The sequence below is a fragment of the Streptomyces sparsogenes genome, assembly GCF_001704635.1.
In the GTDB taxonomy this organism is placed as follows: Bacteria; Actinomycetota; Actinomycetes; order Streptomycetales; family Streptomycetaceae; genus Streptomyces; species Streptomyces sparsogenes.
In genome coordinates, this window is sequence record NZ_MAXF01000116.1 from 15,716 (window position 1) to 40,084 (window position 24,369).

The 24,369-nt window shown below is 74.5% G+C and carries 19 protein-coding genes; 8 read left to right on the plus strand and 11 right to left on the minus strand.

What is annotated here, in order from left to right; genetic code table 11:
- Window positions 1-3 precede the first annotated feature (3 nt).
- The 4 genes from BBH68_RS23915 to BBH68_RS23930 form a co-directional block, all read right to left on the minus strand.
- On the minus strand, window positions 4-1,245 hold the full coding sequence (locus BBH68_RS23915) for a thiolase family protein (protein WP_065965544.1): 1,242 nt from the start codon (window positions 1,243-1,245) through the stop codon (window positions 4-6).
- 161 nt (window positions 1,246-1,406) lie between these two features.
- The gene (locus tag BBH68_RS23920) at window positions 1,407-2,678 is read right to left on the minus strand and encodes a ribonuclease D (RefSeq protein ID WP_065965545.1); all 1,272 of its coding nucleotides are present in this window, start codon (window positions 2,676-2,678) and stop codon (window positions 1,407-1,409) included.
- Between the two features lie 135 nt (window positions 2,679-2,813).
- On the minus strand, window positions 2,814-3,473 hold the full coding sequence (locus BBH68_RS23925) for a response regulator transcription factor (protein ID WP_065965546.1): 660 nt from the start codon (window positions 3,471-3,473) through the stop codon (window positions 2,814-2,816).
- 446 nt (window positions 3,474-3,919) lie between these two features.
- Window positions 3,920-4,669, minus strand: coding sequence for a DUF3000 domain-containing protein (locus BBH68_RS23930; RefSeq protein WP_065965547.1), 750 nt, complete (start codon window positions 4,667-4,669; stop codon window positions 3,920-3,922).
- A gap of 91 nt (window positions 4,670-4,760) precedes the next feature.
- Between BBH68_RS23930 and hemE the strand changes: the two genes are divergently transcribed.
- The 4 genes from hemE to hemQ are packed head-to-tail and all read left to right on the plus strand — an operon-like array spanning window position 4,761 to window position 9,784.
- Complete coding sequence (hemE, locus tag BBH68_RS23935; RefSeq protein ID WP_065965548.1) at window positions 4,761-5,846, plus strand: uroporphyrinogen decarboxylase; 1,086 nt, start codon at window positions 4,761-4,763, stop codon at window positions 5,844-5,846.
- 59 nt (window positions 5,847-5,905) lie between these two features.
- Window positions 5,906-7,516, plus strand: coding sequence for a hypothetical protein (locus tag BBH68_RS23940; RefSeq protein ID WP_065965549.1), 1,611 nt, complete (start codon window positions 5,906-5,908; stop codon window positions 7,514-7,516).
- A 52-nt stretch (window positions 7,517-7,568) separates the two neighbouring features.
- Window positions 7,569-9,041 (plus strand): protoporphyrinogen oxidase, encoded by a 1,473-nt coding sequence (gene hemG / locus BBH68_RS23945; protein ID WP_065965550.1) that lies wholly within the window; start codon window positions 7,569-7,571, stop codon window positions 9,039-9,041.
- Window positions 9,042-9,046: 5 nt separating this feature from the next.
- Window positions 9,047-9,784, plus strand: a complete 738-nt coding sequence (gene hemQ, locus BBH68_RS23950) for a hydrogen peroxide-dependent heme synthase (RefSeq protein WP_065965551.1) — start codon at window positions 9,047-9,049, stop codon at window positions 9,782-9,784.
- Here hemQ and BBH68_RS23955 read toward each other — a convergent pair.
- The 5 genes from BBH68_RS23955 to BBH68_RS23975 form a co-directional block, all read right to left on the minus strand.
- Window positions 9,733-11,460 (minus strand): alpha/beta hydrolase, encoded by a 1,728-nt coding sequence (locus tag BBH68_RS23955; protein ID WP_065965552.1) that lies wholly within the window; start codon window positions 11,458-11,460, stop codon window positions 9,733-9,735. The two genes, hemQ and BBH68_RS23955, sit on opposite strands and share 52 nt — an antisense overlap.
- A 133-nt stretch (window positions 11,461-11,593) precedes the next feature.
- A complete protein-coding gene (locus BBH68_RS23960) occupies window positions 11,594-12,469 on the minus strand; it encodes a TIGR04222 domain-containing membrane protein (RefSeq protein ID WP_065965553.1) in 876 nt (291 codons plus the stop codon).
- 127 nt (window positions 12,470-12,596) lie between these two features.
- A complete protein-coding gene (locus tag BBH68_RS23965; protein WP_079151157.1) occupies window positions 12,597-13,649 on the minus strand; it encodes a TIGR04222 domain-containing membrane protein in 1,053 nt (350 codons plus the stop codon).
- 5 nt (window positions 13,650-13,654) lie between these two features.
- A complete protein-coding gene (locus BBH68_RS23970; protein WP_065965554.1) occupies window positions 13,655-15,049 on the minus strand; it encodes an MbnB/TglH/ChrH family RiPP precursor modification enzyme in 1,395 nt (464 codons plus the stop codon).
- An 87-nt stretch (window positions 15,050-15,136) separates the two neighbouring features.
- Window positions 15,137-15,556, minus strand: a complete 420-nt coding sequence (locus tag BBH68_RS23975; RefSeq protein ID WP_065965584.1) for a winged helix-turn-helix transcriptional regulator — start codon at window positions 15,554-15,556, stop codon at window positions 15,137-15,139.
- A gap of 133 nt (window positions 15,557-15,689) precedes the next feature.
- Between BBH68_RS23975 and BBH68_RS23980 the strand changes: the two genes are divergently transcribed.
- The gene (locus BBH68_RS23980) at window positions 15,690-16,625 is read left to right on the plus strand and encodes an NADP-dependent oxidoreductase (protein WP_065965555.1); all 936 of its coding nucleotides are present in this window, start codon (window positions 15,690-15,692) and stop codon (window positions 16,623-16,625) included.
- 399 nt (window positions 16,626-17,024) lie between these two features.
- Window positions 17,025-18,980, plus strand: coding sequence for a transglycosylase domain-containing protein (locus tag BBH68_RS23985; protein WP_245738262.1), 1,956 nt, complete (start codon window positions 17,025-17,027; stop codon window positions 18,978-18,980).
- Here BBH68_RS23985 and BBH68_RS23990 read toward each other — a convergent pair.
- Window positions 18,964-20,226, minus strand: coding sequence for a polysaccharide deacetylase family protein (locus tag BBH68_RS23990; protein WP_079151163.1), 1,263 nt, complete (start codon window positions 20,224-20,226; stop codon window positions 18,964-18,966). The two genes, BBH68_RS23985 and BBH68_RS23990, sit on opposite strands and share 17 nt — an antisense overlap.
- A 284-nt stretch (window positions 20,227-20,510) precedes the next feature.
- Here BBH68_RS23990 and BBH68_RS23995 point away from each other — a divergent pair, with 284 nt between their 5' ends.
- Complete coding sequence (locus BBH68_RS23995) at window positions 20,511-21,635, plus strand: baeRF3 domain-containing protein (RefSeq protein ID WP_065965587.1); 1,125 nt, start codon at window positions 20,511-20,513, stop codon at window positions 21,633-21,635.
- Window positions 21,636-21,714: 79 nt separating this feature from the next.
- Here the strand turns inward: BBH68_RS23995 and BBH68_RS24000 are convergent, their stop codons facing one another.
- Window positions 21,715-22,524, minus strand: a complete 810-nt coding sequence (locus BBH68_RS24000) for a peptidyl-tRNA hydrolase (RefSeq protein WP_425428837.1) — start codon at window positions 22,522-22,524, stop codon at window positions 21,715-21,717.
- Between the two features lie 67 nt (window positions 22,525-22,591).
- Here BBH68_RS24000 and BBH68_RS44330 point away from each other — a divergent pair, with 67 nt between their 5' ends.
- Entirely contained in the window at window positions 22,592-24,316 is a 1,725-nt protein-coding gene (locus BBH68_RS44330; protein ID WP_079151160.1) for an ATP-binding cassette domain-containing protein, read from the plus strand.
- Window positions 24,317-24,369: the final 53 nt, after the last annotated feature.

The following is a 24,369-nucleotide window of genomic DNA, read 5'->3' on the forward strand; positions in this document are numbered from 1 at the left end:
CGCTCACTTGTTCCCCTCGAAGTGCGGGTTCTCCCAGATCACGGTGCCGCCCATGCCGAAGCCGATGCACATGGTGGTGATGCCGTAGCGGACCTCGGGCTGCTCCTCGAACTGCCGGGCCAGCTGCGTCATCAGCCGCACCCCGGAGGAGGCGAGCGGGTGGCCGAACGCGATGGCGCCGCCGTACTGGTTGACGCGCGGATCGTCGTCGTCGATGCCGTAGTGGTCGAGGAAGGCCAGGACCTGCACGGCGAAGGCCTCGTTGATCTCGAAGAGGCCGATGTCCCCGATCGTCAGCCCCGCCTTGGCGAGGGCCTTGTCGGTCGCGGGGATCGGGCCGTAGCCCATGACCTCCGGCTCGACGCCCGCGAAGGCGTAGCTGACCAGCCGCATCCTCACCGGCAGGCCCAGCTCCCTGGCCACGTCCTCGGCGGCGACCAGCGAGGCGGTCGCGCCGTCGTTGAGCCCCGCCGAGTTGCCCGCGGTGACCCGGCCGTGCGGCCGGAACGGGGTCTTCAGGGTGGCCAGGCCCTCCAGGGTGGTGCCGGGGCGCATCGGCTCGTCGGCGGTCGCCAGGCCCCAGCCGAGCTCGCCGCCTGAGCCCGCGGCGGAGCCGCTATCGGATGCCGCGGTGCGCCGCACCGAGATCGGCACCAGGTCCTGCTGGATCTTGCCGTTGGCGTAGGCCTTGGCGGCCTTCTCCTGGCTGCGCACCGCGTACTCGTCGGCGCGCTGCTTGCTGATGTGCGGCAGCCGGTCGTGCAGGTTCTCCGCCGTCATGCCCATGAACAGGGCCGACTCGTCGACCAGCTTCTCCGAGACGAACCGCGGGTTCGGGTCGACGCCCTCGCCCATCGGGTGGCGGCCCATGTGCTCCACGCCGGCCGCGACGACCACGTCGTACGCGCCGAAGGCGATGGAGCCCGCGGTCGTCGTCACGGCGGTCATCGCGCCGGCGCACATCCGGTCGATCGCGTAGCCGGGCACCGACTGCGGCAGCCCGGCCAGGATGCCGGCGGTGCGGCCGATGGTCAGGCCCTGGTCGCCGATCTGCGTGGTCGCGGCCACGGCCACCTCGTCGATGCGCTCCGGGGGCAGGTCCGGGTTGCGGCGCAGCAGCTCCCGGATGCACTTGACGACCAGGTCGTCGGCGCGGGTCTCGTGGTAGATGCCCTTCGGACCCGCCTTGCCGAACGGGGTCCGGACGCCGTCGACGAAGACGACGTCCCTAGCGGTACGAGGCACGTTGGCTCTCCTCCAGGTGCGCGGGATGGCACTGCTGCGGGCACGCCCAGCGGGCGTGCCTCCACGACCTCATGCTACTTATGAGTAACCACGGTGCCCAGTCCCCGCTCCGGGAGGGTTGAACGTCACACGGGGGAATTCCGCACTCGGGGCGGTTCGGCTCAGGCCGCCCCCAGGGCCGTCATGAGGATCGGGGTGGTCAGCTCGATCTGCCAGGGGCGGGCGCCGTAGCCGTGGAGGACGGCCGCGACGGAGTCGGCGGTCACCTCGGACGGGGGCTCCCAGCACAGCCGCCGGACCGTGTCGGGGGCGATCAGATTCTCCTGGGGCAGATTCAGCCGCTCGGCCAGCGCGGTCACCGCCGCGCGGGCCGCCGAGAGGCGGGCCGCGGCGGCCGGGTCCTTGTCGGCCCAGGCGCGCGGGGGCGGCGGGCCGGCCACCGGCTGGCCCGGCTGGGGGAGCTCCGACTCCGGCAGGGCCCGCGCCCGGTCCACCGCGGCCTGCCACTGCTCCAGCTGACGGCGGCCCATGCGGTGGCCGAAGCCGTTCAGCGCGGCCAGCGCGCGCGTGTTCGCCGGCAGGGCCAGGGCGGCCTCGATGATGGCCGCGTCGCCCAGCACCTTGCCCGGCGAGACGTCACGGCGCTGCGCGATCCGGTCCCGGGCCGTCCACAGCTCGCGCACCACGGCCATCTGCCGGCGCCGCCGGACCTTGTGCATCCCCGACGTGCGCCGCCAGGGGTCCTTGCGGGGCGGGGCGGGCGGGGCCTCGGCGATGGCGGCGAACTCCTGGCGCGCCCACTCCAGCTTGCCCTGCCGCTCCAGCTCCTCCTCCAGCGCGTCGCGCAGGTCGACCAGCAGCTCGACGTCGAGCGCGGCGTAGTGCAGCCACGGCTCGGGCAGCGGGCGGGTGGACCAGTCGACGGCGGAGTGGCCCTTCTCCAGGGCGTATCCGAGGATGTTCTCGACCATGGCGCCGAGGCCCACCCGGGCGAAACCGGCCAGCCGGCCGGCCAGTTCGGTGTCGAAGAGGCGGCCGGGGAGCATGCCTATGTCCCGCAGGCAGGGCAGGTCCTGGGTGGCGGCGTGCAGCACCCATTCGGCGTCGGCGATGGCGTCGCCCAGGCCGGACAGGTCGGGGCAGCCGACGGGGTCGATGAGGGCGGTCCCCGCGCCGGCGCGGCGCAGCTGGACGAGGTAGGCCCGCTGCCCGTAGCGGTAGCCGGAGGCGCGCTCGGCGTCCACGGCGACCGGGCCGTGGCCCTCCGCGAAGGCGGCGATGACGTCGGCCAGGGCGTCCGGGTCGGCGGTGACGGGCGGGATGCCCTCGCGCGGCTCCAGCAAGGGGACCGGCGCCGAGGGGAGGTCGTCCGGGGGAGCGCCCCCGGTGGTTCGCAGTGTCGTCTCTGCTGCGGTCTCTTGGGCGTCGGTCACCTGTCAAGGGTAGCTGTGCATGCCGGGTACGCAGGGCGCCCGCCGACGGAACGTTCCGTCGGCGGGCGCCGGGCGGTGGGTGGACGGTGGGTGACGTGGGTGGAAGCGGGTGGGTGTACGAGGGGTGTACTCGGCTCAGTGGATGATCCCGGTGCGCAGCGCGACCGCGACCATGCCGGCCCGGTCGCCGGTGCCCAGCTTGCGGGCGATGCGGGCGAGGTGGCTCTTGACGGTGAGCGCGGACAGGCCCATCGAGACGCCGATGGCCTTGTTGGACTGGCCCTCCGCAACCAGCCGCAGCACCTCGACCTCGCGTCCTGACAGCTCGCGGTAGCCGCCCGGGTGTCCGGGGGCGCCCGGCGGGCGGCGGTGCATCCGGGCGGCGGCGCCGATGGGGGCGGCGCCGGGACGGCCCGGGATGCCCAGGTTGGTGCGGGTGCCGGTGACGACGTAGCCCTTGACGCCGCCGGCCAGGGCGTTGCGGACGGCGCCGATGTCGTCGGCGGCGGAGAGTGCCAGGCCGTTGGGCCAGCCGGCGGCGCGGGTCTCGGACAGCAGCGTGAGGCCGGAGCCGTCGGGGAGGTGGACATCGGCGACGCAGATGTCGCGGGGGTTGGCGATACGGGGACGGGCCTCCGCGACGGACGACGCCTCGATGACGTCGCGCACCCCGAGGGCCCAGAGGTGACGGGTGACGGTGGAACGGACACGGGGGTCGGCGACGACGACCATGGCCGTCGGCTTGTTCGGGCGGTAGGCGACCAGGCTGGAAGGTTGCTCGAGGAGAACAGACACCAGGCCTCCTGGGGGGAAGTGGTGGGACGGGTCACCACGTCCTTCGGCACCGATACGGCCCGGCTTTAGGGAATGATCACGATTTGGTGAGTAACAATTCGGGCAATTAGGACGACTGATCGATCAAGCCTGATCAGAGCGGGCAACCCAAACCCGCCTCCTCGCGCTCCCCGGGCCCGCCGCGAGACGCGGCGGGAGGCGGGGCAGAGCCGGCGGGAGGCGGGGCAGAGGCGGCGAGAGACGGGGAAGGGCCGGGAGAAGCGGGAAGGCCCGGAGGGCGGCGGATAGGGCCTCTCGTTTGGATCATGCCGGGCTCGCGGGCCCTGGCACCGCGCCTCGCGGCGTTGTCGTCGGTTGCCATGGCTCCGCCATGGCGCCCTCCTCCGCCTTGCGACGCACGGCACCAGACCCCGCTCCCTGATCCGGCCTGATCCAAACGAAAGACCCTAGCGCGGCTGCGGACCGCGCCGCTGCGGCAGCGACACGACCCCCGCCTCCGCCGCCCCGGCCGGCGGCAGCCCCGCGATCTGGCACAGCAGATCGCACCAGGCGGCCAGGTGCGCCGCGGTGTCGGGCACCCCGGCCGCCTCGGCGGACGGCCCGGCGCCCCGCTCCGGCCGCAGGCGCTCCACCCGGCCCGGCTCCGTGCCCGGCGGCTCCTCCGGCGTCCAGGACGCCCGGATCTCGATCCGGGTCGACGGCTCGCGCTCCCCGATCCCGCCGAAGTAGTGCGAGCTCGCCCGCGTCACCGTGCCGCTGGGCCGGCCGTAGGACACCCCGCGCGCCTCCAGCGCGCCGGTCAGCCACGACCAGCACACCTCGGGCAGCAGCGGATCGGCCGCCATCTCCGGCTCCAGATCCGCGTGCACCAGGGTCACCAGACGGAACGTACCCCGCCAGGACTCGTGCCCGGCCGGGTCGTGCAGCAGGATCAGCCGCCCCTCGGCCAGCTCCTCGTCCTCGTCCTCGGCCGTGTCCGCCGCGACCACCGCCTCGAGCGCGTACGAGAACGGCGCCAGCCGCCGCGGCGGCGGGGTCGGGGAGAGCTCCACCTCCGGCCGCGGCCGTACGGCGCACAGCCCGGCGACCGCGTGCCGGAAGGCGGGCGGGGTGCCGTCCCCGTCCGCCGTGTCCGCCCCGTCCGGCCCCTCAGCGCCGTCAGCACCGTTCGAGAGGTGTCCTTGAACCGCTGCCATGCCCGGAAGACTAGGCGCATCGGGGGCCGGAGCCGGGGAGGAACACCCGGGTTGGCGGGTCACTCGTTCGGACCGTGCGAAGATTTGGGACATGAGCGCCAACGAGCGGCCCTCGGGCCAGCAGCAGACCGGCCGCACCGCGGCGAGTGCCACAGCCGACTCGGCCTTCCTGCGCGCCTGTCGACGTGAGCCGGTTTCGCACACTCCGGTGTGGTTCATGCGCCAGGCCGGCCGCTCGCTGCCGGAGTACCTCAAGGTTCGCGAGGGCGTCGCGATGCTCGACTCGTGCACGCGGCCCGACCTGGTCACCGAGATCACGCTGCAACCGGTTCGCCGCCACCATGTGGACGCGGCGATCTACTTCAGCGACATCGTGGTGCCCCTCAAGGCCATCGGGCTCGACCTCGACATCAAGCCCGGCGTCGGCCCGGTCATCGAGGCCCCCATCCGGACCCGCGCCGACCTGGACCGGCTGCGCCCGCTCGACCCCGACGATGTGAAGTACGTCACCGAAGCGGTCGGGATGCTCGTCGGGGAGCTCGGCGCCACCCCGCTGATCGGCTTCGCCGGCGCCCCCTTCACCCTCGCCAGCTACCTCGTCGAGGGTGGCCCCTCGCGCAACCACGAGCGCACCAAGGCGCTCATGTACGGCGACCCCGAGCTGTGGGCCGACCTGCTCGACCGCCTCGCCGACATCACCGCCGCCTTCCTCAAGGTGCAGATCGAGGCCGGCGCCTCCGCCGTCCAGCTCTTCGACTCCTGGGTCGGCGCCCTGGCCCCCGCCGACTACCGCGCGCACGTGATGCCCGCCTCCGCCAAGGTCTTCGACGCCGTCGCCGGCTACGGCGTGCCGCGCATCCACTTCGGCGTCGGCACCGGCGAGCTGCTGGGGCTGCTGGGCGAGGCCGGCGCGGACGTCGTGGGCGTGGACTGGCGGGTGCCGCTGGACGAGGCCGCCCGCCGGGTCGGCCCCGGCAAGGCGCTTCAGGGCAACCTCGACCCGGCCGTGCTCTTCGCCCCGCGCCAGGCCGTCGAGGCCAAGGCCCGCGAGGTGCTGGACGCGGCCCGGGGCCTGGGGGGCCACATCTTCAACCTCGGCCACGGCGTGCTGCCCACCACCGACCCCGACGCCCTGACCCGCCTCGTGGAGTACGTCCACACCCACACCGCCCGCTGAACCGGTCCCGCCCCTGAGGGGCCGGAACCCGCACGGGGTCCCTCGCCGTCTGGGAGACCATGAGGGACTTCCGTGCCATCACCGCCGACCGCGTCCGGGAACTCGCCGGCCAGTGGGCCGCCGTCCGCGAAGGCCGTTCCAAGGACGAGGCCGACCGGCTCGTCCGCGACTGCGCCGAGCGGCTGGCCGCCGAGCCCGCGGGCGAGCTGGCCTATCTGTGGACGCTCGGTCTGCTGATGACGGCCGAACACACCGGCTGGCTCACCGGGGAGGGCGTCGAGGGCGCCGCCCTGGTGGCCCTCGACGCCGCCGACAGCGCCCTGCGGGAGCGCCCCTGCGCACACCCGCTCCACCCGTACGAGGACGACCTGGACGAGCGCCACGACCACCTGGCCCGGCTGCTGCCGCTGCTGCGCAACGGCAGGAGCGAGGCCGAGGACGAACAGTGGCGCGACCCGGCCACCAAGGACCAGTGGCTGTGCCCGCGCAACATCGCCGGATACGCCCGCGTGGCCATCGACATCATCGACCCCGGCGCGGTGGGCGACATCCCGCCCCGGCTGCCCCTCATCGACGCGCGCAAGGCCCGGCAGCTGCGGTCCATCCTCTGGGACCACCCCCATGTCGACCCCGCGTACGAGCTCTCCGACCACGCCGCCGCCCTGCTCGCCGAGCCCGACGGCGACAGCCGCGCCGGGCTCGTCGTCATCCTGAACGCCTGCCGCTGGTACGCCGTGAGCGGCCGCATCCGCGGCAAGTGGGTGCTGGACGAGATGATCGAGGCCCTGGAGAACGCCCTGCCCGGGCTCGACGGCGAACCCTGCGCCCACGGCCCCGGCGAGCACCCCGGGACCGGCGAGGACCCGGCGGCGCTGGCCACCGTGGGCGTCCACCTGCTCAGCCCCGGCGGACGGGGCGTGTACGAGCGGCGCGGCGGCGTCGAGGGGTGGCGCACCCCCCTGGAGGCATGGCTGTGCCCGGTCTTCCTCGCCGGCCTCGCCCGCGAGGCCCTGGACCACCTGCGGGCCGGGCGCGACAAGCTCTTCGGCACCCGCGACACCACCCACCTCGACACGGAGTACCTGCTCCCCGACGGCCGGATCGACATCGACACCCTCACCACCACCTACCGGCAGTCCTGGGTCACCGAACACGAGGAGCTGGTGCAGAACGCCGCCCTGTGGGCCGCCCGCCGGTACGCGGGGGGCGCCGGTGACGCGCGCGAGCGGGCCGTCCTGCTGCTGCTCGCCTGCTGGGCGGTGGACGGAATGGTCATCGGCATACCGGGATCCGTGCGCGGCGTCCTCCAGGAGATCCTGGAGAGCGTCGATCCCGCCCCTCTGGACGCGCCGTGCCCGCACCCCGGCGAGCACCCGTGGCAGGGCCTGGAGCGCATCGCGGGCCGCGGCTACGCGGTGGTGGGGAGCCCCGACGACCTGATCGGCGCGCATCTGAACCACTTCTGCGCGCCCGACGACTTCCCCGCGCCCGAGGAGTCGTTCGCCCCCGACGCCTGGAGCTGCCCCCGGCACCTGGCCGGGCGGGCGCGGGCCGCCCTGGACGTGCTGCGCGAGGTCAAGCGGGACGACGGCGACGGCGATGACGGGGGTGACGGCGGTGACGGGGACGACGGCGGTCACGGGGGTGGCGGGGGCGAGGGGCCCTGGTGAGGGGCCACCCGGCCCATGCGGCCGGGGAAGGGGCGTCTGAGAGAGTGGGGGCATGAGCGCAGCGAACGGCCCGACGGGCCATGTCGTGGTCGTCGGCGGCGGAATCTCCGGGCTCGCGGCAGCCCACCGCCTGCTGGCCGGCGGGGCGCGGGTGACCGTGCTCGAGGCCTCCGCCCGGGTCGGCGGCAAGCTGTACGCGGGCGAGCTCGCGGGCGTCCCCGTGGACCTCGGCGCCGAGTCGATGCTCGCCCGCCGACCCGAGGCCGTGGACCTGGCGCGCGCGGTCGGGCTCGGCGACCGGCTGCGACCGCCCGCGACCGCCACCGCCGCGCTGTGGACCCGCGGCGGGCTGCGGCCGATGCCCAAGGGGCATGTCATGGGCGTGCCCGGCGACCTGGCGCCGCTGGCCGCCTCCGGGGTGATCTCGGAGGAAGGGCTCGCGCGGATCGCCGAGGAGCCCCGGCTGCCGCGGGCGGAACTCACCGAGGACGTCGCCCTCGGCGGGTTCGTCGCCGAGCGGCTGGGCCGGGAGGTTGTGGACCGGCTGGTCGAGCCGCTGCTGGGCGGAGTGTACGCGGGCGATGTGTACCGCACGTCGATGCGCGCCGCGGTCCCCACCCTCTTCGACGCCACCCGCGCCCACGGCTCGCTGACCGAGGGCGCGCGGGCGCTCGCCGCGCGGTCCGCGGCGGCGCAGGCCGGCCCGGTGTTCACCGGCATCGACGGGGGGATCGGGCGGCTCCCGCTCGCCGTCGCCGACGCGGTGCGCGCCGCGGGCGGCGAGATCCGCACCGGCGAGCCCGTACGCCTGCTGCGCCCGGCCGCCACCCCCGGCGGCTCCCGTGCGGACGGCGCGGCCCGCTGGACGGTCGTCACCGAGCGCGGCGAGGCGCTGGAGGCCGACGCCGTCGTGCTCGCCGCCCCGGCCCCGGTCGCGGCCCGCCTGCTCGCCGCCGACTCCCCGGCCGCCTCCGCCGAGCTGGCCACCGTCGCCTACGCGTCCATGGCGCTGATCACCATGGCCTTCCGCCGCGCGGACGCGGCCGGGCTCCCCCAGGGCAGCGGATTCCTGGTGCCGCCCGTCGACGGCCACACCATCAAGGCCGCCACCTTCTCCAGCCGCAAATGGGGCTGGCTGGGGGAGGCCGACCCCGAACTCTTCGTGCTGCGTACCTCGATCGGGCGGTTTGAGGACGAGGCCGACCTGAGCCGTGACGACGACGATCTGGTAGGGATCTCGCTCGCCGACCTCGGCCGGGCGACCGGCCTGGCCGCGCGCCCCGTCGCCACCCGCGTCGACCGGTGGCAGGGCGGGCTGCCCCAGTACCCCGTCGGCCACCTCGACCGCGTGACCCGCATCCGCGCGGAGGTCGCCAAGCTGCCCGGACTGCGGGTGTGCGGAGCGGCGTACGACGGCGTCGGCATCCCCGCGTGCGTCGCGAGCGCCCGTACCGCCGCCGACGAGCTGCTGGAATCGATGGCCGCCACCCTGGCGCGGGGCGCCGGGCACCGAGAGCGAGAATAGGGACCATGACTGCTGCATCCGCTTCCGGGACCGGCCCGTCCGGCAAGGTTCCCCACGCCGGCAAGAAGGCCAAGGACCTCAACGAGGTCATCCGCTACACCCTGTGGTCGGTGTTCAAACTGCGCGACGTGCTGCCGGAGGACCGCACCGGCTACGCCGACGAGGTCGAGGAGCTGTTCGAGCAGCTCGCCGCCAAGGACGTGACCGTGCGCGGCACCTACGACGTCTCCGGGCTGCGCGCGGACGCGGACGTCCTGATCTGGTGGCACGCGGAGACCTCCGACGCCCTCCAGGAGGCCTACAACCTCTTCCGCCGTACCCGGCTGGGCCGCGCCCTGGAGCCGGTGTGGTCGAACATGGCGCTGCACCGCCCGGCCGAGTTCAACCGGTCGCACATCCCGGCGTTCCTGGCCGACGAGACCCCCCGCGACTACGTCAGCGTGTACCCCTTCGTGCGGTCCTACGACTGGTACCTGCTGCCCGACGAGGACCGCCGCAGGATGCTCGCCGACCACGGCAGGATGGCGCGCGGCTACCCGGACGTGCGGGCCAACACGGTCGCGTCCTTCTCGCTCGGCGACTACGAGTGGATCCTCGCCTTCGAGGCCGACGAGCTGCACCGGATCGTCGACCTCATGCGGCACCTGCGCGGCTCCGAGGCGCGGATGCACGTGCGCGAGGAGGTGCCGTTCTACACCGGGCGGCGCAAGCCGGTGTCCGAGCTGGTCGCCGGGCTGGCCTGAGCGGGGCCCGGCAGCGACCACGCGGTCGGCTCCGGCGCCGCGCGGGGGGCGCACGAGACCGAGCGGCCCGGCGTCCGCCCGGTCAGCAGATAGGTGTCGACGTAGGCGTTGACGCAGTCGTTCGGGCCGCCCCACAGCCCGTGCGTACCGGCCTTCCGCTCGGTGACCAGCGAGGACCCGGGCAGCCTGCGCCACAGCTCCTTGGCGCCCGCGTAGGGCGTGGCCGCGTCCCGCTCGGCGGCCAGCAGCAGCACCGGCGGCGGCGCCCCGCGTCCCGCCCCGCCGCCGGGGCCCACCCTCAGCGGCCGTCGGTGCGGGGCGGGCCAGTAGGCGCACGGCAGGTTCATCGCCACGTTGTCCCAGGTCTCGAAGGGCGCGCGGCGGGCCAGCGCGGTGTTGTCGCTGTTCCACCGGGCCCAGGAGCGCGGCCAGGGCGCGTCGTTGCACTGGACGGCCGTGTAGACGGCGTTGCCGTTCTCCTCGGCCACCGCCCGGGTCGGGTCGGGGGCGGCCAGCGTCACCAGCGGCCCGGTGTCGCCGCGCAGATAGGCGGCGAGCGCGTGCGCGCTCACGTCCCAGAAGGCGTCGTTGTAGCCGGTCTGCAGATACGCGTCATGGAGCTGGGCGGTGCCCACCTTCCCGCCCGCCGGGTGGCGCGCCAGCCGCCGCCGCGCCTTCTCGTACGACGCGAACACCTCGGCCGCGGTGTCGCCCAGGTGGTAGACCGCGTCGTGCCGGGCCACCCAGCGGCGCCAGTCCCGCCAGCGCCGCTCGAAGGCCAGCGACTGCCTCAGGTTGCTGCGGTACCAGATCTGCCGCGGGTCGGGGTCGACCACGCTGTCGAAGACCATCCGCCGCACGTGCGCGGGGAAGAGCGTGGCGTAGACCGCGCCGTAGTACGTGCCGTAGGAGGCGCCGACGAAGGTGAGCCGCTTCTCGCCGAGGGCGGCGCGCAGCACATCGAGGTCGCGTGCGTTGTTGAGGGTCGTGTAGTGGCGCAGCGCGCGGCCCGCGCGGCGGGCGCAGCCGCGTGCGTACGCCCTGGCCTGCTTGATCATCTTCCGTTTGAAGGCCGCGGAGGGGTGCACGGGGAAGTCGGCCGGCGCCTTCGCGAAGGCGGCCGGGTCCTGGCAGGACAGCGGCCCGGAGCGGTCCACTCCGCGCGGCGCGTACCCGACGAAGTCGTACGCCTCGGCGGCCGCGTGGAACCCGGCCACGCCGGCGTACGTGGGGAACGCCATGCCGGAGGCGCCGGGCCCGCCCGGGTTGTAGACCAGCGCGCCCTGGCGCCGGGAGCGGGGGCCGGTGGCGCGGATCCGGCTGACGGTGAGGGAGAGCTGGGCGGAGCGGGGGTGCGCGTAGTCCAGCGGGACCTTGACGGTGCCGCACCGGGCGGCGCCGGGCAGCTCCTCGACGGCCGGGCAGCGGCCGAAGTCGATGCCGCGGGCGGCGGCGCGCCGGGCGGCGAGCGCCACGCCCCGGTCCTCGGCGGTGGAGCCGGCGGAGGGCGCGGTCGCGGCCTCGTCGCCGAGGGGGTCGGCGGCCGGGTCGGCGGGGTCGGCGGCGGGTGCGGCGGCGTGGGCCGGGGCGGCGGGCGCGGGGGCGGCGAGCAGCGCGGTCATGGCCAGGGCCAGGGACAGCGGCCCGAGGACGCCGTACAGCCTTACTGCTCTCACGGGCCGTCCCCTCGTCTGCCGTGCGGGTTCCGCTTGCCGGTCCGCGACGCCTTGTCGTAGCGCGGTGTTCGCGACGAAAGGGATCCTTGGCGCGGGGGTCGGCCATGTAAAGCACCGCGCCGAGGTGTCGGGCTCAATGACCCCAATGCGCCTTGAAGGCCGCGCGCAGGGCGGGGTCGGGGAGGGCGGACGCGCCGCGCAGCGCGAGCGCGGTGAGGAACTCGGCGTCATCGCGACCGCCCGCGTCGACCTCGCCGCCGCCGACACCGCCGCCCCCGCCGAGCTTGCCGAACCCGCCGCCGGCACCGCCGCCCTCACCGCCGGCGGCCGCTTCGCGGCGCGGGGCCGGCCGTGGCCGGGGCAGCTCGATGCGGCCCAGCAGCCGCTGCCCGGCGGGCGACGCCCACCGCGTGTACGGGTGCGCCTCGACGCGGGCGATCGCCAGGCAGCCGAGGGTCAGCAGCAGCGGCAGCGCGAACCACGCCGCCGCCCGCCCGGGCCCCGCGTCGGGCTCCACCACCAGCACGGCCGCCGCCCCCATGAGCACGACCAGCACGCCCGCCGCCCGCACCTGGCGGACCGCGGCCGCCACGTTCGTGCGCGCCGCCGCCGGCACCGCGAGCCCGGCGGCCACCAGCCGGTCGGCGAGCGCCCGCACCGGCTCCGCGTCGGCGAGCGCGGCCCGCACCGGAGGGACGGGCGACTGGCCCCGCGGGCCTATCGCGGCGATCACCGAGCGCTCCCACTCGTCCCGGCCCTCCGGGTCCACCACCGTGACCCAGCCGGTGTGCGCCAGCAGCAGACGGCGCTGCCGGGCCATCGTCACCAGGGCGAGGTCACCGACCCGCCGCGGGCCGCCGGACAGGAACGCCGCCTCGTACAGGCTCAGCTCGCGGCCGGCCCCCGCGCCCCCGGCCTCCCGGGCGGCGGCGACGGCGGCCGCGCACAGCCGGGCGCAGGAGGCGACGGCGGCGGCACAGGCGACGAGCAGGAACGACAGCCACAACATGGCCGCTTTGTACTGGATCCGGCCCGCCCACCGCCAGGGCGTTTCACCAGATGAACGCCATGAACGCGGTGAACGCCACAAACGCGCGGGGGAGGGGCGGCGGCGCCCGGCCGCCGCCCCGGGCCGGTCAGCCGCCCCCGCAGCCTCCGCCGCCGCAACCGCCACCCCCACCGCAGCCGGAGCCGCCTCCGCAACTCGAGCCACCGCCCCCGCAACTGGAGCCGGAGCCGCCCCCTCCGCCGCAGCTGGAGCTGCCGCAGCCCGATCCGCTCCCGGAGGTGCCGCACCACGAGCCGCTGGTCCCGCAGGACGACGAGGAGCCGGACGACCCCGACGACCCCGACGACCCCGAGGACCCCGAGGGCCCGGCGGACGCCGCCGCGGTGGCCTCGGTGCGGTGCGCCTCCAGCAACTGGTCACGCAGCAGTTCGTCGGCGGCCAGCGCGCCCACTCCGGTCAGCGCGACGATCTCGGCCGCGGACGCCACCCGGGTGCCGGTCCGCAGCGGAGCGCCGTCCCGAGGCTCGGCCGTGGCGTACGCGAGGTCCTGCCGGTAGGCCCTCAGCGCCCGCTTCCCGGCCGCCGTGATCCGCTTCCGGTTCGTGGCGGCGCAGATCACCCCGACCAGGAAGCCGCCGGACAGCGCCGGGAACATCCTGAAGATCAGCGGAAGCTCGCCGTCGTACCCGCCCGACTCCTCCACGAAAGTCCCCCAGATGGCCAGGAACACCCCCGCCACCGCGGCGACCGTCTGGACGGCGGCCAGCCGCCGCCAGAAGTTGATCTTCTCGGGCAGCACCAGCAGCCCGCGCTCCGCGAGCCGGTAGCCGATTGCCTGCACCGCCCGATGGCGCATCAGCCGCGAGCGCAGCAGGGCGAGCCCGCCGTGCGGCGCCTGGGCGTGGACCTCCAGCAGCGCCTGCTCCACCGGGTCGCGGGCGATCGGCTGCCGCACCGAGACCACCCCGGGGCCGCCCACCGCCAGCCGCCCGTCGGCGTGCATCGCGCAGATCACCGTGTCGGCCACCCGGCCCGGGCCGGCCTCCAGGAAGGCGGCCTCCAGCAGATCGTGCGCCCGGGCGTCCGCGACCGGGCCCCCCGCCCGCCGGGCCCGGACCGTGCCCCTGATGAGCACCGCCGACGACGCGGCGAACACCACGTACGCCCATACCGCCTGCATACCGATCACCTTCCCAGCAGCGCGAGTCGGGCGGCCCGCGCCAGGCGCGCCGCGGGGCCGGGCCGTACCGGAGCGGGCCCCGACCGCTCCCGCCACCACTGCGTCAGCTGCCGCCGCGCCACGGGGTCCTCGGGCCGCTGGTCGGCCAGCAGGTGCTCGGCGAACGCCAGGGCGTCGCGGCGATAGCCGCCGGTCATCGGGCGGTCCAGCGCGTAGTCCAGGAACGCGGGCCGGTAGCCGCTGCCCAGGATCCGCGGCAGCTCGGGCGCGACCTTGCCGACCACGTCGGCCCGCTTCGCGGCCAGCGCCCGGCTCTGCACCCCCAGCCGGCGCCGGTCGAACCCCTCCGGCGCGGGGGCGCCCGCGACCAGCGAGGACAGCAGGGACGCCTGCGCGAGCGCGATCCGCCCCCTGGCGCCCTCCACGGCGTCCGACCCACCCGCCACCGGCACTCCCCGGGCCCTGGAAGCCTCGCGGGCCTCGGCGGCTCCGGAAATCCCGATGGCCCCAGGGTTCCCAACGGCCACAGAAATCCCCGCGGTGCTGGAAACCCCCACAGCCCCGGAACCCCTCACAGCCGCCTTCGCCGTCACGGCACGGATCGCGTCGAGCTCGGCCGCCAGCTCCGAGGCCGCCGGGAAGTTGTCGTCCCGCTCCAGCAGCACGCCCGGAGGCGCCGTACGGGCGCACAGCTCGGCGAGCACGTCGAGCACCGGCTGGGTCACCGGGTGGGCGTGGCTGTCGTGCCACACCCCGTCCCGCTCGACCCCGCCCGCCACATGGACGTAGGCGATGGCCGAGGTCGGCAGCGCGTCCAGGGCGGCGGCCGGGTCCTCGCCCCGGTTGACGCGGTTGGTGTGCAGGTTGGCCACGTCGATCAGGAGCCGCACGCCCGTCCGCTCGACCAGCTCGGCGAGGAACTGCCCCTCGGTCAGCTCCTCGTCCGGCCAGGTGATCAGCGCCGCGATGTTCTCCAGGGCGAGCGGCACCGGCAGCGACTCCTGCGCGATGCGGACGTTCTCGCACAGCACGTCAAGCGCGTCGCGGGTGCGCGGCACCGGCAGCAGGTGCCCGGCCTCCGCCGCCGGCGACGCGGTTCGCGGGCCGCCCGCCCGTACGAACGCGATGTGCTCGGTCACCAGAGGCGAGCCCAGCGCCTCCACCCGCTCGGCGAGCGCCGCGAGCCGTCCCGCGTCCGGCCGCTCGGCGCCGCCGAGGCCCAGCGACACCCCGTGCGGGACGACCGTGGTCCCGCGCTCCCGCAGCCGCCGCAGCCCGTCGGGGAGGTGGTCCGGGCAGATGTTCTCCGCCACCACCTCAACCCAGTCGATGCCCGGCAGCCGCTCGATGTCATCGGCGATCTCCGGGCGCCATCCCATGCCGGTTCCGAGGCGCACCATGGCTTCCCCCTCCTCGTCCGTCCCCTCGTGCGGGGGTGATGACCCCGCTGGAGAAGGACGAACCCAGGAGCGGCGCGGTTCAGAGGTTCATTTGAGCTTGCGGGTTTCACCGTTCGCCGCGTCGTACGCCTCCCGGGCGGAGACGACCTCCTCGATGTGGGTTTCGGCCCATGACTTCACGGCCCGGATGACCGGCAGCAGATCCCGGCCGATGGGGGTGAGCGCGTAGTCCACCCGCACCGGCACGGACGCGGTGACGGTGCGGCTGACCAGCCCGTCCCGCTCCAGCGCGCGCAGCGTCTGGGTGAGCATCTTCTGGCTGACGCCCGCGATGACGCGGGCCAGTTCGCCGTAGCGCCGGGGCCCGTCGGCGAGCGCGTTGACGATCAGGGTCGTCCACTTGTCGCTGATCCGGTCGAGCAGCTGCCGCGACGGGCAGGCGGCGATGAAGGCGTCGTACGCGAGCCGGGCCTCGGCGCGGCGCTGGGCGGCGGTGCGGGTCGGCATGGCGATGTCCTCTCCCTCGCGTGCGTTACGCACTTCCAGGTGCCTACTCCCCATAAGAGAGTAACTCTCCTTAGGTTTGACGTGCAGGTTCCGCCGGCGCACAGCCGGTTTCCCACGACCCGAGGAGTGAGACATGCGTGCCGTAGTCGTCCGTGAGTTCGGCGGCCCCGAGGCCCTGGAGGTGGTGGAGGTGCCCGTCCCGGAGCCGGGCGCCGGGCAGATCCGGATCCGGGTGGAGGCGGCGGCCGTCAACCCGGTCGACGCGCTGGTGCGCTCCGGCGGCACCGTCCGCAACGGGATGGCGCTGCCGCGCGAGCGGTACGGCATCGGCTGGGACGCCGCCGGGACCGTCGACGCGCTCGGCGCGGGGGTGACCGGCTTCGCCGTCGGCGACCGGGTCATCGGCATGATCGACCGGCTCGACCTGCCGCTCGGCGCCTACGCCGAATACGCGCTCCTGGAGGCGGCCGAGACCGCTCCCGCGCCCTCCGGCGCCTCCGCCGCCGAGGCCGCCACCCTCCCCCTCGGCGCCCTGACCGCCGACCAGGCGCTGGCAGACCTCGCCCTGGAGCGCGGGCGGACGGTGCTGGTCAGCGGCGCGGCGGGCAGCGTGGGCGGGTTCGGGGTGGCGCTCGCCGCCGAGCGCGGGCTGCGGGTCGTGGCGGTCGCGGGGGAGCGGGACGAGAAGCTCGTACGGGCCCTCGGCGCCGAGCACTTCGTGCCCCGGAGCGCCGAGGTGGCCCACGCCGTACGCCGGTTGGTCCCCGGAGGCGTGGACGGCGTCCTGGACACGGCCCCGCTCGGCGTCACCGCCCTCGAGGCGCTGCGCTTCGGCGGCGCCTTCGTCTCGACCGTCCCGGGCGCCGCGCCCGTCCCGCGCCGCCGCACCAGGGTCTCCACCGTGTGGGTGGGCGCCGACGGTGAGCGCCTGGCCGGGCTGTCCGCCCTGGCGGGCGCGGGCCGACTGCCCCTCAGGGTGGCCGAAACCCTCCCCCTGGACCGCGCCGCCGACGCCCATCGTCGGCTCGCGGAAGGCGGCCTGCGCGGTCGGCTGGTGCTGCTGCCCTAGGGGAGACACCCCCTAGGAGCCGGCTCCGCCCCTTCCGGACAAAGAAGCCCCCTTCCCGCGTGTCGCACGTGACTCACGTCGCGGAATATCATTACTGTGACAAACTTTTGGGGCTTCGAGGCGACAGATGTTCGGAAAGCATCATAGGGTCGTGTCGTCTTCGGGGGGACGGACCATCAGACCTTTGGCCGCGCCCCGCGCGCGGATCGTGGGGGACACGTGCAGGGCAGCAACAACGCCGGGGGCAGGCACCGCCGCAAGGCACCACGCCGCAGGACACCTTCGTCCCGGCCGTGGTGGGCGCTGCGCCGCTGGGCGATCCGCCGGGTCGAGCTCGACTATCCCCGCGCGGGCCGTCGCGGCCCGTGGCGATGGCTGCCTTCCTGGCGGCAGATGGCCATGCTGTTCCTCTTCTGCCTCGGCGGCCTGACCGGCGTCCTGAGCTATCTCTACCTGCAGACCGACATACCGGACGACCTCAACGACTTCGCCACCCAGCAGGACAACGTCTACTACTGGGCGGACGGCTCCGAAATGGCCCGCACGGGCCCGGTCAACCGGCAGGAGGTCCCGCTCAAGAAGGTGCCGGAGAAGGTGCAATGGGCGGTGCTCGCCGCCGAGAACTCCAGCTTCTATTCCGACAGCGGAGTGTCCCCCAGCGGTGTGATGCGCGCCCTGACCCGGATGGTGACGGGCGGTGAGACCCAGGGCGGCTCCACCATCACGCAGCAGTACGTGAAGAACGCCTATTTGAATCAGCAGCAGACGTTTTCCCGCAAGCTGACCGAGATGTTCATCGCCATCAAGCTCGACGACAAGATGAGCAAGGAGGAGATCCTCGAGAGGTATCTGAACACCAGCTGGTTCGGCCGCGGCACCTACGGCATCCAGCGGGCCTCCTACGCCTATTACGGCAAGGACGTCTCCGAGCTGAACCCGAGCGAGGGCGCCATGCTGGCGTCGCTGCTCAAGGGCGCCGGAACCTTCGACCCCGCCATCAGCGCCAAGAACCACCGCCGGGCCGAGGAGCGGTGGAAGTGGGTGCTGGACCGGATGGTCGACATCGGCAGGCTCAGCAAGGCCGAGCGGGCCAAGTACACCAAGTTCCCCGAGCCCAAGGCGCCGCCGAAACCCGAGGGACTGACCGGCCAGGTCGGTTATCTCGTGGAGACGGCGAGGGCCTATGTGAGTTCCCACACCGAGATCTCCGACGCCGACTTCGACCTGGGCGGCTACCAGATCCACACCACCTTCGAGAAGTCGAAGGTCAACGAGCTCGCCAAGTCGGTGAAGACGATGCGCGACAGCCTCGACCCGAAGGCGCGCAAGGAGGACCGGTACGTACGGATCGGGGCCGCGTCCGTCACCCCGGACGGCCGGATCGCCGCGCTCTACGGCGGCCCCGGCTACCTCGAACAGGGCTTCAACGACGCCAACGCCTCCAACGTCCCGGCCGGCACCTCCTTCACGCCCTTCGTCTACGCCGCCGCCCTGCGCGACGGCGTACAGCTCAAGCGGGGCGGTCCGCGCACCCCCGTGTCCCCCACCAGCGTCTACGACGGCAACGACAAGGTGGCCGTGCGCACGCCCGAGGGCCCGTACTGGGACCGCAGCGGGCAGATCGTACGCGGCACCAACGACGGGCACCGCTCGTTCGGGCAGGTGACCCTGCGGGACGCGATCGTGCGGTCGATCAACACCCCGATGATCCAGCTCGGCATGGACGTCGGGCTGGACCGGGTGCGCAAGGCGTCCATCGACGCGGGCCTGCTGCCCAGCAGCTTCGGCGCCCGGGTGCCCGCCTTCTCGCTCGGCACCGCCACCCCCAGCTCCATCCGCATGGCCAGCGCCTACGGCACCTTCGCGGCCGGGGGCCGGCACACCCCGCCGTACTCGGTCACCGGGCTCACCCACCGCGGCGAGCGGGTGGCGCTCGAAAAGCAGCCCGCGACCCGGCCGTTCAGCCCGGAGGTGGCCGCGCAGGTGGACGACGCCCTGCACGGCGCGGTGCGGAGCGGGTCCGCGCAGGCGGCCGCGGTGGTCGGCTCCGATGTGGCGGGCAAGGCGGGGACCGAGCAGGACAACACCTCCTCGTGGTTCGTGGGCTATACGAAGGACATGTCGACGGCGGTCTCGGTCTCGCGGCTGGATCCGAAGACCCAGGAGCTGCTGCCCCTGGACGGGCTGGGCGGATCCGGCGCCACCGGGAGCACCGGAACCCCCGGGGCCACCGGGACCCCGGGGAACTCCGGGACGTCGGGGGCCACCGGGGACGACGCCGGCTGGGGCGCCGGGACCCCCTACGCCCTCGAGATCTGGACGCGCTACATGAAGGCCGTCACTTCGTCTTCGTGAAGGTGGCCCAGTCGGGCGCCTCGGCCGGGTCCAGCGTGCGCAGCTTCTCCAGGACCTTCGGATCCTGGGCGTCCAGCCAGTCCGCGAGCTGCTTGAACGACACGCACTCGACGCCCTGGCGGCGGCAGACGCTCTTCATCACGTCCTCGATGGCCTGCATGTAGATGCCGCCGTTCCAGGTCTCGAAGTGATTGCCGATGAACAGCGGCGCCCGGCTGCCGTTGTAGACGCGCTCGAAGCCGTTGAGATAGCCGTCCCGGGTCAGTTGCTCCCACTCCGGGTACTTCGCCGGGTCGCCCTCGGTGCTGTCGCCCGACTGGTGGTAGAGGAAGTTGAAGTCCATCGAGAGGACCTGCTTCTCGCTGTGCGGGTACGGCACCAGCTGGAGCGGGAAGTTCCAGATCCCGTCGATCTTGGAGGGCCAGATCTGGAAGTCACCGGGCGAGCTGGCGTCGTACCGCCACCCCATCGACTTGATGACCGGGATGAGGTTCTTCTGCCCCTCCAGGCACGGCGCCCGGCCGCCCACCAGCTCCACGTCGTAGTCGAAGGGCAGCGGGTCGAGGTCGGTGAAGCCGGTGTTGGTCTTCCAGTTCTTCACGAACGAGTACGCCTGCTCGGTCTCGCTCTTCCACTCCTCGGTGCTCCAGTCCTCACCGCCCTTCGGGCCGCAGAAGTGGCCGTTGAAGTGCGAGCCGATCTCGTTGCCCTCCAGCCACGCCCCGCGCAGCTGCTCCAGCGTCTCCCTGATGTGCTCGTCGGTCGGGAAGGAGATCGCCGCCGAGCCGCGCTTGTGCTGGGGCGGCTGGTAGAGGTCGCTCTTCGACTTGGGCAGCAGATACATGCCGCTCAGGAAGAACGTCATCGTGGCGTCGTTCTCCTTGGCGACCTGGCGGAAGTGGGAGAAGAGATGGTCGTCGTTCTCCAGCGCGCCGTCCCAGGAGAAGACCACGAACTGCGGCGGCTTCTCCCCGGGCTTCAGCTTCCTGATCTTGAGCTGGTGGGGCTGCGGCCCGGTGTACGAGGTGGAGCCGTCCCCGAGCACCTTGACCTTGCCGTCCCAGTCGGCGTACTTCTCCTTCCGCTTCTTCGTGGCGGGGGTGTCCCGGCCCGACGCGGGGGCCGCGCCGCCCGCCGGGGTCTTCCCCAGGGGAGAGCCGTCCGCCTCCCCGCCCGAGGGCAGGACGGCCAGCAGCACGGCGACGACGACCGCCACGGCCACCAGCGCCCCCACCGGCCCCGTCACGCCGTAGGCGTTCCTCGGCGTCCGCGCCTTCCAAGCCTTCAAGGTCTTCAGCACCTGCACGGGTCCCGCTCCCTGGAGGAAGTACAAACGTACGGCCCACCAGTATCACTGAAGAATTACCTTCTCTTCACACGGATCCCGCATCAACTGGCCAACGACAGACGGCCCGTCGCAGGCCCGACGGGCACGCCCCCGCGCGCGGGGTGACGCGCCGCGCCGCCCGTCCCGCGATGCGGCGGCGCCGGTCCTGGGTGATGCTGGATGAACACGTCGAGAGGCACCGGATGCGTACCACCGGACTGACATCCCGCACGCTGACCGCCCTCCGCGCCAGGCGTCCCTACCCGGCGGTCACCATCACCCTGCCCACCCACCGCCGCGAGCCCTACCGCGCCGAGGACACCGTCCGCCTGCGCAACCTCGTCGCCGAGGCCAAGCACCGCCTGGAGGCGGATCCGGACGTCCCCCGCGAGGCCCGCTACGACATCGGCGAGCAGCTCGACCGGGCCCTGGCGGACGTGGACCTGCGCTACGCCCTGGACTCGCTGGTGATTCTGGCGGCGAAGGGCGAGTACGAGGTGTGGACCCTGTCGAGGACGGCGCCCGAGCGCCTCGTCTTCAGCGACACCTTCCTGACCCGCAACCTCGTCGCGGCGCGCGAGCGGACCCGCCCGTACTGGGTGCTGGCGGTCGCCGTGGACCGTACGACGCTGTGGGGCGGCAGCGACGGCACGCTCCAGGAGGAGCGCGCCGCGGGATTCCCCCTGATGCCCGAGCCGGCGTTCAACCAGGACGTCGAGCGCAAGGAGCGGATCGGCGACGTCCCCGGCCCGTACGACGACGAGGGCACCCACACCTATCTGCGGCAGGTCGACACCGCCCTGGACTCCCTGCTGGCCACCGACCCCCGCCCGCTCCACCTCGTCGGCCTCGCGCCCGCGCTGAGCCTCCTGGAGGAGGTGGGCTCGGCGAACAAGGCGGCCGTCAGCAAGGTCACCAAGGGCGGGCTGACCAACGGCCCCGCCCGCGCGCTCGCCGACGCGCTGCGCCCGGCCCTGGCGGAGCAGACGGCGCGGCACACCGAGCGCGTCCTCGAGCGCATCGGCCAGGCGCAGGGCCGCCGCGCCTTCGCCGCCGGGCTGGAGGAGATCTGGCAGGTCGGCAAGGAAGGCCGGATCGAGCTGCTCGCCGTCGAGGAGCACTACCAGCGGACCGTGCGGGTCACCGGCGAGCACCTGACCCCGGTCGACCCCGAGGAGACCTCCCCCGCCGAACTGGGCACGGCGGTGCTCGAGGACATCGTGGACGAGATCATCGAGACCACGCTGGACCGGGGCGGGGAGGTCGCCTTCGTCCCGGACGACTCCCTGGACGCCCACGAGCGCATCGCGGCGGTCCTGAGGTTCTGACGGGCCCCTGACGAGCGCCCCGCGCGGCCCGGCGGCCCCGCGGAGGGCGCGGCCGGCCCCGCCCGCGTAGCTCCGGGGGTCAGCCCCGCCCGCGCAGCGCCGGATGGTCCGCGACGACCGTGCAGGAACCGGGCGCGATCTCGGTGTACCCCGCGTCGCGCACTACCGGCAGGCCGCTCGCGACCAGCCGGGCCCAGCGCTCGGCCGACGGGGTGCGCACCGACAGCGGGAAGCCCGCCGCGCGCCAGGCCGCGCGGGCCGCGCCGTCCAGCTCCCACCACGCGAGCTGCGCGCCGTGCCCGGCCTGCGCCATCGCCTTGCCCGCCGACATGGTGACCTCCGGGTTCAGCCACAGCACCGGCGCGGTGAGGTCCGGCGCGGGCGGCGGCCCGGGGTCGTCCAGGTCGGTGCCCGAGACCTGGAGCTTGGCCAGCTCCTTCGGCCAGCCGTCGAGCGGCACCGGCGGGAACACCCGCACCTCGGCCGCCGACCCGGCGCCATCCGCGGCCCGGCCGGTGAGCGTGATGCCCGGCAGCGCCTCGGCGCGCCGCCACTCCGCGCCCCGCGCCCGCCGCACGACCTTGCGGATCCGGGCGTCCTGCCAGCTCCGTACGGCCTCCGTCCACGTGCCGTCCGGCGCCGTCGCCCGCTCGTCCGACAGCAGGACCAGCACGGCCCGCGCCGCGGTCTCCATCGCGTCCGTACGGGCCGGCGGCGCGGCCTTCTCGATGCGCACCACCAGCGGCAGCACGAACTGCGGCGCGGCGTCCCGGTCGATCTCCGAGTGCCGGAACGGGCTGCTGGGGGCTCGGCCGTCGTGGCCGTTGCCGTTGTCGTCGCCGGGACGCGTGGGGGAGCGGGTGTCGGGGCTGGTGTCGGAGCTGGTCACGCGCCCCAGTGTGCCACCGCGCACACCCGCGCCCCGGGACGGCGTTGACCGCATAGGCTCAACGGTCATGAGACTGCATGGCGTTGGTCGCCGCTACGGCTTGCGCGGGGCCTGGGTGCTGCGCGGCGTCGACCTCGATGTGCGGCCGGGCTCCCTGACCCGCGTGACGGGGGGCAACGGCAGCGGCAAGTCCACCCTGCTGCGGATGCTCGCCGGCATCGACGCCCCCACCACCGGCCGGATCACCGGCCGGCCGCGGACCGCGTACGTGCCCGAGCGCTTCCCGGCGGAACTGCCCTTCACCGCCCTCGGCTACCTCACCCACCTCGGCCGCCTGCACGGCCTCCGCCGCGCCGCGGCCGCGCGCGAGGCCCTGGAGTGGCTGGAGCGGTTCGGCGCGGACGGCCACGCGCACACCCCGCTCGCCGAGCTGTCCAAGGGCACCAGCCAGAAGGTCGCCGTCGCCCAGGCCCTGCTGGCCGCCCCCGGCCTCCTGGTCCTCGACGAGGCGTGGACCGGCCTCGACCAGACCTCCCGCGGCACCCTGGACCAGGCGGTCCTCGCCCGCGTCGCCGACGGCGGCGCCGTCGTCTTCGTCGACCACGACCCACGCCGCCTGGCCGACGCCGCCGACGAGGTCCTGCGCGTCGCGGACACGCGGCTCGTGCGGGAGCGGGGCGGCGCCTCCGCGGGGCCGCCGTTCCCCGCCGCCTCCACGGCCTCCGGCCCGTACGGACCCGGGAAGCCCGCGCCCGCCGCCGCGCCCGGGCCCCGCGTCCGCGTGGATTCCGAGGGGCCGCCCGGGGCCTCGCTGCCGACCGACCTGCCGGGCGCCCCCGTGGCAGTGCCGGGCGCTCCGGCCGACGTGCCGGGCGCCCCGGTCGGTGCCGGCCCCGTCGTACGGCTGACCGTCGGCGCCGCCCACTCCGACGCGCTGCTGCGCGCGCTCCTCACCGCCCGGCCGCCGTGGCACATCCGGGCGGTGACGCCCGTACCGGCCGAGGCGGAGCAGCGGGCCCCGGGGCCCGCCCCGGACCGGGCGGACGCGGAACAGGAGGATCGGGCGGGCCGGGGTGGGCCGGGCGGCGAGTCGGGTTCCCGGCCGCTGCCGGCCGGGCGCGCGCTGCCCGCCCTGCTGCGCTACCAGGCCGCGCTGCTGGCCCGCTCGCAGCGCTGGGTGCCGCCGGTCGTCCTGTACGGGGCGTTCATGGCCGTCGGCGTGATGGCGGGGCAGCCGATCCTCGACTCCTTCGGCTACGCCGCGGCCGCCCTGCTCCCCGTCGCGGCCTGGCTGGTGCGGGTGTGCGTCGGCAACGAGCCGCCCGCGGCGCGCAACTGCGCCGCCGCGGCGGCCGGCCCCGCGCGGGTCCATCTGAGCTCCGTGCTCACCGGGCTGTGCGCGGCGGCCGGGCTGGGCGTGGTGGGGGCGGTGTTCATCGCCTTGATCAGCGACCCGAAGACCTCGGACCAGCGGATCGCCGTCCCCCTCCCCGAGGCCACGGCCGCCGGGCTGCTCGCGGCCCTCGCCTGCGCCCTGCTGGGCGCGGCGGTGGGCGCGCTGTTCAGCCGGCCGCTGCTGCTCAGCACGGGCTGGGGCATCCAGGCCACCGCGCTGGCCTCGCTGCTGGTGCTGGTCACCGACGCGTCGCCGGCGAACGCCGCCGTGTCCGACCTGGTCAGCGGCTCGCACACGGGCACGGTGACGCTGCCCCTGCTGCCGCTCGCCCTGACCGGCGCGGTCGCCGCGGGGGCGACCGCGCTGGCCTGTGCGCTCAGCTCACGGCGGTCCTGATCACGGAGTTCCCGATCAAGGAGTTCCCGATCACCGAGGTCTGATCACGGCGG